Origin of the sequence: Carboxylicivirga sediminis (assembly GCF_018156225.1) — a bacterium.
GTDB classification, from domain to species: domain Bacteria; phylum Bacteroidota; class Bacteroidia; order Bacteroidales; family Marinilabiliaceae; genus Carboxylicivirga; species Carboxylicivirga sediminis.
The window spans coordinates 90,551-102,643 of the sequence record NZ_JAGTAR010000002.1; the positions used below are offsets into that span (position 1 = coordinate 90,551).

14 protein-coding genes are annotated in these 12,093 nt (G+C 40.7%); 6 read left to right on the plus strand and 8 right to left on the minus strand.

What is annotated here, in order from left to right:
- Nucleotides 1-534: a DUF1697 domain-containing protein gene (locus tag KDU71_RS02150; protein ID WP_212188251.1), complete on the plus strand. Its 534-nt coding sequence runs from the start codon at nucleotides 1-3 to the stop codon at nucleotides 532-534.
- A gap of 39 nt (nucleotides 535-573) precedes the next feature.
- Here the strand turns inward: KDU71_RS02150 and KDU71_RS02155 are convergent, their stop codons facing one another.
- The 7 genes from KDU71_RS02155 to holB all read right to left on the minus strand — a co-directional run bounded on the left by KDU71_RS02155 (nucleotide 574) and on the right by holB (nucleotide 6,073).
- Nucleotides 574-822 carry a NifU family protein gene (locus KDU71_RS02155; RefSeq protein WP_212188252.1) on the minus strand — a complete coding sequence of 83 codons (249 nt, stop codon included), beginning with the start codon at nucleotides 820-822 and terminating at the stop codon, nucleotides 574-576.
- 10 nt (nucleotides 823-832) lie between these two features.
- Nucleotides 833-1,939: an Mrp/NBP35 family ATP-binding protein gene (locus tag KDU71_RS02160; RefSeq protein WP_212188253.1), complete on the minus strand. Its 1,107-nt coding sequence runs from the start codon at nucleotides 1,937-1,939 to the stop codon at nucleotides 833-835.
- 91 nt (nucleotides 1,940-2,030) lie between these two features.
- Nucleotides 2,031-2,369 carry an MGMT family protein gene (locus tag KDU71_RS02165; protein ID WP_212188254.1) on the minus strand — a complete coding sequence of 113 codons (339 nt, stop codon included), beginning with the start codon at nucleotides 2,367-2,369 and terminating at the stop codon, nucleotides 2,031-2,033.
- A 9-nt stretch (nucleotides 2,370-2,378) separates the two neighbouring features.
- Nucleotides 2,379-3,167, minus strand: a complete 789-nt coding sequence (gene trmB, locus KDU71_RS02170) for a tRNA (guanosine(46)-N7)-methyltransferase TrmB (protein ID WP_212188255.1) — start codon at nucleotides 3,165-3,167, stop codon at nucleotides 2,379-2,381.
- A 5-nt stretch (nucleotides 3,168-3,172) separates the two neighbouring features.
- Nucleotides 3,173-3,661, minus strand: a complete 489-nt coding sequence (locus KDU71_RS02175) for a gliding motility lipoprotein GldH (protein ID WP_212188256.1) — start codon at nucleotides 3,659-3,661, stop codon at nucleotides 3,173-3,175.
- Nucleotides 3,639-4,910 (minus strand): PSP1 domain-containing protein, encoded by a 1,272-nt coding sequence (locus KDU71_RS02180; protein WP_212188257.1) that lies wholly within the window; start codon nucleotides 4,908-4,910, stop codon nucleotides 3,639-3,641. Before KDU71_RS02180 ends, KDU71_RS02175 begins: the two co-directional genes overlap by 23 nt.
- Before the next feature lie 41 nt (nucleotides 4,911-4,951).
- A complete protein-coding gene (gene holB, locus KDU71_RS02185) occupies nucleotides 4,952-6,073 on the minus strand; it encodes a DNA polymerase III subunit delta' (protein WP_212188258.1) in 1,122 nt (373 codons plus the stop codon).
- A gap of 167 nt (nucleotides 6,074-6,240) precedes the next feature.
- Here holB and KDU71_RS02190 point away from each other — a divergent pair, with 167 nt between their 5' ends.
- From KDU71_RS02190 to KDU71_RS02200, 3 genes are all read left to right on the plus strand, one after another.
- The gene (locus KDU71_RS02190; protein ID WP_212188259.1) at nucleotides 6,241-7,020 is read left to right on the plus strand and encodes a radical SAM protein; all 780 of its coding nucleotides are present in this window, start codon (nucleotides 6,241-6,243) and stop codon (nucleotides 7,018-7,020) included.
- A gap of 36 nt (nucleotides 7,021-7,056) precedes the next feature.
- Nucleotides 7,057-8,124, plus strand: a complete 1,068-nt coding sequence (locus tag KDU71_RS02195) for a hypothetical protein (RefSeq protein ID WP_212188260.1) — start codon at nucleotides 7,057-7,059, stop codon at nucleotides 8,122-8,124.
- Nucleotides 8,125-8,302: 178 nt separating this feature from the next.
- On the plus strand, nucleotides 8,303-8,749 hold the full coding sequence (locus KDU71_RS02200) for a hypothetical protein (protein WP_212188261.1): 447 nt from the start codon (nucleotides 8,303-8,305) through the stop codon (nucleotides 8,747-8,749).
- Between the two features lie 109 nt (nucleotides 8,750-8,858).
- Here the strand turns inward: KDU71_RS02200 and KDU71_RS02205 are convergent, their stop codons facing one another.
- On the minus strand, nucleotides 8,859-9,749 hold the full coding sequence (locus KDU71_RS02205; RefSeq protein WP_212188262.1) for a hypothetical protein: 891 nt from the start codon (nucleotides 9,747-9,749) through the stop codon (nucleotides 8,859-8,861).
- Between the two features lie 166 nt (nucleotides 9,750-9,915).
- Here KDU71_RS02205 and KDU71_RS02210 point away from each other — a divergent pair, with 166 nt between their 5' ends.
- Together KDU71_RS02210 and KDU71_RS02215 are read left to right on the plus strand one after the other, a co-directional pair.
- The gene (locus tag KDU71_RS02210; protein ID WP_212188263.1) at nucleotides 9,916-11,736 is read left to right on the plus strand and encodes an Ig-like domain-containing protein; all 1,821 of its coding nucleotides are present in this window, start codon (nucleotides 9,916-9,918) and stop codon (nucleotides 11,734-11,736) included.
- Nucleotides 11,736-12,047, plus strand: coding sequence for an MTH1187 family thiamine-binding protein (locus tag KDU71_RS02215; RefSeq protein ID WP_212188264.1), 312 nt, complete (start codon nucleotides 11,736-11,738; stop codon nucleotides 12,045-12,047). The genes KDU71_RS02210 and KDU71_RS02215 overlap by 1 nt, the downstream gene beginning before the upstream one ends.
- Nucleotides 12,048-12,093 lie beyond the last annotated feature (46 nt).

Below are 12,093 nucleotides of genomic sequence, written 5' to 3' on the forward strand. Positions count from 1 at the left end.
ATGCCCAGATACATTTCCATTCTTCGGGGCATCAATATTGGGGGTAAGCGGAAATTATTGATGACCGACCTCAAACAACTCTATCGTGAATTCGGATTTGACAATGTAGTTTCATACATACAAAGCGGCAACCTGATATTCACTTGCAACGTAACAAACACTTCTTTTATAGAGAATTCCATTGCAAAAGCGATTCTTGAACGTTTCGGCTATAATGTGCCTGTATTAGTTTTTAGCAGTGTTGAGTGGAAGCGCATGACCAGTGAAAACCCTTTCTCTACACACGACATTAACAAACTTCATGTTTCCCTATTGAAAGACCTGCCAACTGAATATGACGTGGAAGTTTTTAAATCTAAATATTTTACCCCGGATTTATACCACCTCAATGGGCAATATATCTATATTAAATGCGATGGTAAATACCACCAAAGTAAACTATCCAATACAGCCATTGAAAGACATTTAAAAGTAGAGGCCACAACCCGAAACTGGAAAACTGCGATCAAAATTTCTGAACTTCTAAATGAGTAAAAAAATAAAAGCACCTAGAAGGTGCTTTTATTTCATTATCTAATTGTCAACGGCAATTACTTCTACTATTTGTGGAACTGATTTCTTAACTACCATCTCCACGCCGCCTTTCAAGGTCTGCATACTAAGCGGACAGCCATCACACGAACCTTCCAAACGCACTTTTACTACAAAGTCATCCGTGATTTCCACAAGGCTTATGTCTCCGCCGTCTCCTTTGAGGTAAGGGCGGATCTCTTCAAGAGCAGCCTCTACCTGCTGTGTCAATTCTAGTTTATCCTCTCCCATGATTATCCAATTATTTCTTCATTTCAACAACCTTGGTTTCGGGCATGGTTTTATTTCTTAATTCCACCCGTTCAACCACTTTTTGTGCCAGATCTGCAAAAGCCAGTCCCGTCATTGAGCTTTCGTTCAATGCCGCTGGTTCACCAGCATCACCACCCTCGCGTATGCTTTGCACCAATGGAATTTGCCCCAGCAATGGGATACCCATTTTGTTAGCTAGTCTACTACCACCATCTTTACCAAAGATATAATACTTGTTATCGGGCAACTCGGCAGGTGTAAACCAGGCCATATTTTCAACCAGTCCTAATACAGGCACCTGTATATTTTTACTCTGGAACATACTCACCCCTTTCACTGCATCGGCCAGTGCCACATTCTGAGGGGTAGATACAATCACCGCACCTGTTATACTGATAGTTTGAACTATAGTCAGATGTATATCACTTGTACCAGGAGGTAAGTCAATTAACAAGTAATCCAGTTCGCCCCAGTTACCATCATTAATCAGCTGACGGATGGCATTGGTTGCCATGGCACCGCGCCATATCAAGGCATCATCAGGATTCACGAAATAACCTATACTCAACATTTTAACACCATACTTCTCCACCGGAAGGATTCTATCTTTGCCATCAATCTTCTCCAGCACCGGACGGGCATCTTCCGTTTGAAACATGATAGGCACCGATGGTCCGAAGATATCAGCATCTAATAAACCAACTGAATAGCCCGCTTTTGCCAAAGCCACAGCCAGGTTTGAAGTAACGGTTGATTTACCAACACCACCTTTACCTGAAGCAACGGCCACCACATTCTTCACATGTGGCAATGATTTCTGCTCTACCGGCTTTTGTTTAGGTTTTATTTTCACATAGATATTCCCTTCAATCTCGGCGGCCTCATCCACATAGGTCTTGATAGCCTGTACACAAGCTTTTTTAAGTGAACCAACCATTGGATCGTTAGCTCTGTCGAAAAGAAGGCTAAAGCTGATACGCTTCCCTTCAATGCGTATATCATCTTCTACCATACCCAACGACACAATATCCGTTCCTTTGCCCGGATGCACCACATGCTTCAATGCATCCAATATGAGATTTGGATAGTATTCCATCTTATCTTTATTTAAACCTTTTTAAAATTAGACTCAAAGGTATAAAAAAAAGAGAAACGTACTTTCTCTTCTTTATTGTATTATAAATGCTTTACAACAACTCGTTTGACGGGTCCCAAAACACTTCATTAAAATTTACAATCTGATTATCCTCTACCTGAACACCTTCATTTTCCAACAGTTCTTTCATCGTTTCTCCACCTGGAAAATGATGCTTACCGGTTAACAGACCTTTTCGGTTAACCACGCGATGAGCCGGTATAAACCGGTGCCAGCTGCTGCATTTGTTCAAAGCCCAGCCAACCATACGAGCACTGCGACTGCTTCCCAGGTATGTGGCAATGGCTCCATAAGAGGTCACCCGCCCTTGGGGAATTAATTCGGCTACCTGATACACCCGCTCGAAGAAATCTTTGTTGTCATTGGCCATATTGCAAGATTACTTACCCTTTCGACGTGCGTCGGCATGCTTAATAAGCGCCTCCTTCACTTTCACTACGCCTCGTCCGGCACTATGGTAGTTATCAAAATCTATTTCAATATCGGGTTCAATCCATTGCTCCCTGTCTTCGAGGTGAAACTGCAGGTACTTAATACTAAGGCCGTGCTTCAACCATTTGGATTCGTAATGGGTTTGAATCGACAAAATTTCATTGTCATAACCCGAACCATATAAATCACTTTCGTTGACTTCAACCTTAAAGCTGTTCTCTTTTGCCATCTCGGCCGTGTAAGTATAGAGGAAGTTAGAATCGGTTTTAAGATGAATCAAACCTCCCGGCTTCAGAAAGTTTTTATACAATTGCAAAAAGCGTGTTGATGACAGACGTTTATTCACCTTCTTCATCTGCGGATCGGGAAAAGTTAGCCAGATTTCATCTACCTCACTGGCTTCAAAAAAAGCAGTGATAAACTCGATGCGGGTGCGCACAAAAGCAACATTCTTAAGTCCTTTGTTTTTAGCATCGGTAGCCCCACGATGCATACGTGCTCCTTTAATGTCAATGCCAATAAAGTTTTTGTCTGGAAATAATTCGGCCAGTCCTACGGTGTACTCACCTTTACCACAACCAAGCTCTAAAACAATCGGATGATCATTTTTAAAAAAATTCTTATTCCAATTACCTTTCTGATAGAATGACTCTCCCTTCAGATCACTGTAATCGGCTTCAAAAACATGATCATAAGTTGCCATTTCGGCAAACTTCTTCAACTTATTCTTTCCCACCCTATTTATTCTTTTGCAACATTGGCCCGCTCAACTCTCAGACCAATATTATGAATTCCTTCCAAATCCTCATCGCGCATACCCTGCACTATTCTGAAGGAGTATGCCCCTGTTTCGGCAAATTTCACACCCAATTGATACGGTATCTTTGCATGATACAAATCGCCCCAACCTGAGCCTATCCATCGCCCGGCATCATCAGCCAAAACACAATCCACTTTATCTTGCATTGTTTGCCCCGAAGGACTGACCACCTCTACAAAAAGCCATAGGTTACTATTGGGATAATTGGAGCGGTTGCGCACATTTAATATTACATTGTATGGCTGCTCGGTGCTTTCTATATCAACTTTAAACACTGCCATCGAATCAACATGCCAGCCACCTTTGGGGATGGTTACATACTGATCAAATACAACTCCCCTATCGCAGGAACTCACAACAATGAGTCCTAACAATATAATTATGAGACTACTGCGCTTTATTTTGTCCATCGCCCCCTTGTTGTTTACGTTGATTATTAGGCCGGTAACGACGCTTGGATTTATTATACGGTTTCTTTCCACCAGCAGATTGCTGCTGATTGCTTTGTTTATTTTCAGCTGGTTTGGCATTTTGCTTACCTTCAGTTTTTTGAGCTCCCCCGCTTCGTCTTCGACTTGGTCTTCGCTTTTTCTTTTTCTGCTCATCAAACCTGGTCAAACTCTCCTGTCCAATCACATTGTCATAGGTAGGCTCAGCCACCACTGGCTTGAGTACTTCATTTGCCAGGCGATCCACCTTTTTACCTCTACGATTCAAACGAATAACCTCCTTCACACGATCAACAGAAACGGAAACAATGCCAGCCGGAATATCTTTGTCGGTGCTATACCACATGGTACGCGAGAAAATATCGGTTTTAAAATGGTAGTAGTTACCATCAACAGTTTCCAGCACAATGTTTGTACGAGGGAAATCCTGCTGTGCATCAATATAGGCATCCAGCTCGTAGTTGAGGCAACACTTAAGTTTACCACACTGGCCTGCCAGCTTTTGCGGATTGAGTGATATTTCCTGATAACGGGCTGCATTGGTGGTCACCGACACAAAGTTGGTCATCCAGGTAGAACAACAAAGCTCACGGCCACAAGGCCCAATTCCTCCTATTCGACCAGCTTCCTGGCGGGCACCAATCTGTCGCATTTCAATACGTACCCTGAAGGTTTCGGCCAACACTTTAATTAGTTGACGAAAATCCACCCGTTCATCGGCAATGTAATAGAAGATAGCCTTGGTTTTATCGCCCTGATACTCCACATCGCCAATCTTCATATCCAGATTAAGACGCTCGGCAATTCGGCGCGACTCCAGCATTGTTTCATGCTCAAGTCCCCTAGCTTCCTCCCATTTTTCTATATCAACAGGCTTAGCTTTCCTGTACACACGTTTAAACTCGAAGGTATCCAGATTAATATTATGCTTTTTCATCTGAAGCAGCACCAATTCACCAGTCAGTGTAACCGTACCGATATCGTGACCCGGCGAGGCTTCAACAGCCACAACATCCCCTTTTTCAATCCGAAGACCATTACTGTTTCTGAAATAGCCCTTGCGGGTGTTTTTAAACTGAACTTCTACAATATCGGTTGTATTGATGCTGGCAGGTAAATCGTCCAGCCAATCATAAACATTGAGTTTTCCGCACCGACTGGCGCAACCCGAACAACCCTTTTTCTCTGTATCTTGAATAATTTCTTCCATAAAATAAAAATAAAAGGCTCAGTGACCTTGTGAATCCATGCCTATTGCTTTAACAGCATAATTACCTTCAGGCACAAATCCATTAATATAATACGTGCATTCCCATTTTGTTCAAGATGAGAATGTGCCAAACTAAATTCCTCACTCAGTTGCAGTACATTTCCATCGTTAATAAACGGTGAAAAACGTACCGAGAAATTTTCCTCTTCAGGTGTAAGATACAATAAATCCTTTTCCTGAATGTTCATCATAAAATTTTCGCGAATTAATCGCAAAGCAAACTCAAAGAAGTTTTTCTGACGCTCTTTGGATTGACGATTCATTTCATCGCACCAATCTATCAGTTCAAATAGCTTACGCCCATAGGCTAAACGCATCAGACTTACAAACTTATCAAAAAAGAAGGTGCGTTCCTCGCTTTGATTGATTATTTCCCTGGCTGCCACATAATTCCCCACCGACAATTTAGCAAAGCGCTCACACTCTTCAGCACTCAGGCTATACTCTTTCTGCAATGCACCTGAGATATCCCCAATACTTAAGGCTGGTATATTCAGGCGCTGAGCCCGGCTCTGAATGGTTCCTAATATCTCATTAGGATTATCGGATACCAACAAAAACACAGTGCCCTCAGGCGGTTCTTCCAGTAGTTTCAGTAACTTATTGGCAGCTGCAACATGCATTTTCTCAGGCAGCCAGATGATCATTACTTTGTATTTGGCCTCAAAGGTTTTTAGGCTCAATTTTTTAATAATTTCCTGACTTTCCTGGCTATAAATCAATCCTTGTTTATCAGCATCCAGGTGATTAAACCACTGGTTAATATTAAAATAAGCATTGGACAAAACAAACTGACGCCACTCCGCAAGATAAGAGTCACTCACCGGATTTTTATACTTCGGACTTTTGACGACCGGAAATACAAAGTGCAGGTCGGGATGAATCAGCTTGCCATATTTAACACATGAGGCACACTCTCCACACGAATCTTCGTCCTGCCTGTTCTGACAATTAAGAAACTGGGCGAAAGCCAGCGCCAGGTTTACTTTCCCCACTCCCTCAGGACCACAAAATAACTGAGCATGACTAACACGATTTTCTCTCACCATGTTAATCAAATGTTTCTTTATACGTTCGTGTCCTATTACCTCGTTAAACTTCATTAAGCTGCCTAAAATTCAAGTCATCAAAGATAACAATTTAGTTGGTTGTTAAAAATGCCATTTTCGTTGGATATCCAGCTAACAAATTGGCTTGTCATGATCCAAATCATTAAGTGAAAAAGATGCGCATTAGCATTAAAGAACTAGATTTGCAAAAAAATTGTAGCATGTCTGTTTTTCTTTTTGATGAAATTGTTTTTGGACCAGTAAACAGTCGTCGTCTTGGCGTATCACTGGGTATGAACCTGATGCCTGTTAACCGAAAAATCTGTTCGTTTGACTGCATTTACTGTGAGTGTGGGCTCAATGGACAATTAGGCGATAAGAATGGACAGATACCTGAAAGACAAGTGGTGAAAGAAGCCTTAGGTAAGAAACTCACCAGCATGCTTAATAACAACTTAAAGCCAGACGTCATCACCTTTGCCGGCAATGGCGAACCAACACTTCATCCGGATTTTAAAGGAGTGATTGACGACACTATTGAACTGCGTAACAAGTATTGTCCGGAAGCCAGAATAGCCGTTCTTTCCAATGCATCGAGGCTTCACAAGCCGGAAGTAGTAGAAGCACTCCTTAAGGTTGACGACAATATTCAGAAACTTGATTCCGGATTAAAGGATACCATTCTGAAACTTGATCAACCGAACTACCCGTTTGACCTTGATACCACCATTGAGCAACTCTGTCGCTTTAACGGTCAGGTGATTATTCAAACAATGTTTGTTGAAGGTGAGACAAACAATGAAACCATCGATAACACAACAGAGGCCGATATTGCTGCCTGGCTAAAAGCTTTAGACAAAATCAAACCTGAAAAGGTCATGATTTACACCATCGAACGGGATACACCTTATAATTCATTAAAGAAAGTACCGATTGATAAGTTAAAACAAATTGCCCAAAGAGCGGAAGAGCAAGGACATAAAGTATCTGTTTCGGGATAAGCACTGCATGCGAGAGTTAGTTACTATATTTGTATAGTGACAGCCACCAACACATATCGCCGCATACTCGTTAGTCCACTGAATTGGGGCTTAGGTCATGCTACGCGTTTAATACCCATTGTTGATGCACTGGTCAAAAAAGGTCATTATGTGTTACTGGCTGGCCAATTGCCGTCTCTGGATGTATTGCGTCAAACCTTTCCCGAGCTCGACTGGGTTGAATTAAACGGATTTAATGTACAGCTGTCCGCCAGCAGGCATCAATGGCTACGCTTAATGAAGCAAATACCCTTTTTCTTTAGCTCAATTAAACAAGAACACAAACTCACCCAAAGCATCATCAAGCAATACAACATTGACTTAATTATATCTGATAATCGTTATGGTGTATGGTCAAAAGAAGTGCATTCTGTCATTATTACTCATCAAACAACACCCTCTGCCGGCAAGCATTTGTCATTTGTAAAACCTCTGTCGAACCTGGTAAGTAGACATTGGCTAAGAAAATTTGATGAATGCTGGGTGCCCGACATAGCTTCGCAAGATAATTTGTCTGGCACCTTATCAGGAACCATTAGTCAATTAAACACTCACCACATCGGATTGCCTTCAAGGCTTTCACTGGTCGATAGTACAACCGATGACACCTGCGAGGTATTAATCATTATTTCAGGTCCTGAACCTCAACGAAGCATACTGGAACATACGTTAATAAGTCGATTTAAGGATTCTCATTATCAAACCACCCTTTTGAGTGGAACACCAGGTGGATTCATCCGAAAAAAAGGCTCTGTTAAAATACTTCCTCATTGCAACGCCAAGCTACTAAAAAGCCTGATAATTAACAGCAGGTATATCATTTGCCGTTCGGGCTATTCAACACTAATCGATCTAATTCATTGCCAACAGACAGCCTTATTAGTTCCTACACCAGGCCAGTACGAACAGGAATATCTGGCTATTAGAGCAAGTGAACTGTGGGATTTTAGGTACATCAACCAACAACAGTTAGAGGAAGTGGCATTAGAATGCCTTTTACGCGAACAAAAAGCACCGCTACCATTCAACGGCTCAACCGAACTAAAGCTTCCAATGTGGCTTTAAATCCTTTTTTACACACTTCAACCATCATTTTGTGTCTTTCATCACAGAGTTTTAATATCTCATCAACAAAAACGTAACTTTTCCTGTCCATACGAGTATTACTAATCAGCATCGGCAAACAGATGCTAAAAATAATTAGCCCAGGTCTTTAATGGTTAAATATTATTAAAAAGACAAAATGACAACGCTACTCGTAATATTATTCGCACTTCTTGGATTCGGACTATGGTTCTGGAAAAAAGGTTTAGCACTTTTAGCTGAGAAAAATGCTTCCAAAGAACTGGAAAAAATTCTGTTTCCTAAGGGTGCCTCAGAAAAGGAAGCGACACTTGTCTCATTGCAAAAAATAACCAAAGACAAATACAACAACGATTTACTGTTAGATTATTTTCTCAAGATTAAAGGCTTACAGGTGATTAACATGTACGATCCGGTTAATTTCTGGACACGCAGGTTTTTAATGAGCCCTACGAAAGTTAAGCTCAACTACTTTGAACAGGTAAAATTTTACGAGAGCTTTTTAAATTATCCTCAAAGTTCAGCACGGATAATTTCAACTGCCAGTAAAGAATATATCACATCCGAATCAAATGGGGGCTTCTACAAGAAGCAACAACTGGCTTAGCCAGTTTAATAACAAAGGGAGCAAGCGGAAAACAATTGCCTCTTGCCAGGAAAGAGAAACGGGAAGCTAATGCTTCCCGTTTTGTTATATATCAAATCTGATTAAATTACTACTTCAACTCAAATGAACTTGTGCCAATATTAAATCCGTCAACAAACACATCAACCACATAAACACCTTTGAGCAATTCGCCATCTACAACTGAATAAAAGACGCATACATCAACATCTTCGCCACCATATTCAAACTCACGTTTCGCTGAAAAGTTAATGTCTTCCCCTTCGTATTCAAACACATTGTCTTTCGAACTAATCAGCAGCACCTCATCGGGTCGCATGATTCTTATATAAATGGTCTTCATTCCAACAGGTGCTGTAATGTTTTTCTCAATAGTACAACACATGCGGATTTTGGCAACATTTCTGATTTTTTTGGTATCGTTACCCTTGGCATTTAAGCCCATCAGTTCAATGTTCCGTGTTTCCAGTTGCGAGGCAATTTCCACTTTCTTATCCAACTTTTCTTTTACCTTTTCCAGCTCCTTATAAGATTGTGCTATTTTATCATGCTGCTTTCGGTACTCAATATTTTCCTGAACCAGCTCTTCATTCCGTCGGTTTAGTGAATCTATCTGAATCACAAAGTTACGCATCACCCCTCTCAAGGTAGAAAGCTCCTTTTTGTACTCCCTTATTTTACTGGCATTAGTGGCCTTAATGGTTTTAATCTCTTCTATCAGGTGAGTAATTTTTTCCCTTTCCTGCTCCAACTGCAGATTCAGTGTATCATTATTACTGTGCAGCGAATCATAATCCAAAGCCAAGGCCTGAAATTCTTCTGTCAATATCAGCTTTTCCTCTGTCATTTCTTCAACCACCGCCTGATATTGCTGCTTATTTGAAATAAACAAATACAATAATACAGCTATCACAACCAGGGCAATACTCCCTATAATGTATATTGCCTTGTTCGACGATGGTTTTTCAATATTATTCTCCATAATCAACAGTATTCTTTAAGGTCCAGGCACAAAGTTATTATTTTTTAGGTGGTCTGCAATGAACAAACCTTGTGTTAAGCATTGTCAAAAACAGGCTATGAAATTATTATTATAGCACATGTATGCATAATCTTTATAAATTTGTGACGAATAAAAAGCATCTGTTTTGAAGAAAAAGATATTTCAGTTAACCTTACTTGTTCTGTTAACACAGCTTTTCTGGTATTGTGCCAATGTTGGTATGCCAACCGGAGGCACAAAGGATGAGATTCCACCTGTTGTAATTAGGTCAATGCCTGAAGCTAATGCACTTAACTACACAAAAAAAACTATTTATATTGAGTTTGATGAGCTGATTCAGCTTAAAGACTACCGTTCAAAATTTGTGGTATCACCTCCGGTAAACAAACAACCAATCGTAGAAGCCAGAGGCAATCGGTTAATGGTGACTTTTGAAGAAGATCTGCAACCCAACACCACCTATACATTAGATTTTGCCGATGCCATTGTGGATAATAATGAAGGTAATGTTCTGGAAAACTATTCCTTTTCGTTCGCTACAGGCGAATATATCGACTCACTGCAGGTATCTGGCAACTTGTACGATGCCGATGACTTATCACCCTCAGAGGGCGTTCTAATCTTCCTACACAATAACCTGAACGATACAGCCATTCAAAAACTTGTGCCTATCCGCATGGCGAAGACCAACAAACAAGGACGATTCAACATTAGAAATGTGAGTCCGGGTAATTACCGCATCTATGCGCTGGATGATGCTAATCGTAATTACCTGTTTGATCAGCCGGGTGAAGCAATGGCCTGGTCTGATATCATTGTGGAACCCGGATTTGAATACCGGGAGTTTGCTGATACCATACGCATTGATTCGCTCGAAACTGATTCGATCCATTACTATGAAGAGCTTGTATATACGCCAGATAGCATCCAGCTTTTTAAGTTTCAGCACGATTACAAAAAGCAATATCTGATGAGTGAGGAGCGTAAAGAAAGAGCCAAACTCACCTATTACTTTAATCGTCCGCTGGAGGAAGATGCTAAACTAGTACTTACCGGCCAGGAGCAGTTGCAGAATGTTTTTTTAATGGATCGCTCAGTGAAAAATGATACGGTCTCGTTCTGGTTAAGAGACAGCACCTATTACAATCAGGACTCCTTATCAATATCGCTAAGCTACATTATGCGTGATTCACTGGATAATCCTTACACCAAAACAGATACCATCGCCATGTACTTTTTTGAGGTAAAGGAGAAAAAGAAGAAACGCAAAAAGGATGACGAACCGGAACCATTACCAACCATTAAATTAAGGAATGTCAAAAACAAGCTGGATGTATTTGGTCAGTTTCATTTTTCGCTACCGGCACCAGCTGTAGCCTTCGACACAAATGCCATAAAGCTATATAATCATAAAGACACTATACCTGAAGAGGAAACATTTGAGTTTATTCACAATCAACAGTCTATATTAAATTACACCATCAAAAACGACTGGGAACCGGGAGTTAAGTACGAAATGATTATTGATTCGGCAGCCATTCAAGATATATATGGACTGATGAATGATTCTACTAACCTGCAATTCACCGTAAAACCGCTCGACAGCTATGGTAAACTTTTTGTTAATATAGTTAACCCAGAAGACAATTGGTTAGTGCAAATACTCAATCGTAAAGAGGAGATTGTTCAGCAAACGTATATCAGAAACAAATCGGGTAAGATTGGTTTTCGCTATTTAAACCCGGGTGATTACATGCTCCGGATTGTAGTGGATGAAAACATGAATGGCCAGTGGGATAGCGGCAATTATTATGAGCGCATACAACCCGAAAGTCTGATGTATTATCCACAGAAGATAACCGTGCGCAAAAACTGGGAGATTGATGCTGAAACATGGGATCCGGCACTGTTTAATACCGATGAGTTCTCGAAACAATTCCGCAAACCAAAGAAAAAAGAAGAATAATGTCTGTACTACTTAACTTTGCTATGTTTCCTACCGACAAAGGAGACAGTGTCAGCCAATATGTCAGCCAGATAATCAATCACATTAAAGAAAGTGGCGTCAGTTATAAGCTTAATCCTATGGGCACAGCCATTGAAACCAATACCATGGAAGAAGCCCTTAAGATAGTGCAGGAAAGCTATGATATACTTGAACCAGTATCCAACAGGGTGTATTGTTCAATAAATATTGATGCCCAAAAGAACAAAGACAAACGCATTACCAGTAAAATAGCTTCCATTGAGGCAAAAATTGGTGATGTCAGCAAGTAAATACATGTAAAGGCACTGTTTTTGTAGCTCCCTGACTTTAATTTAT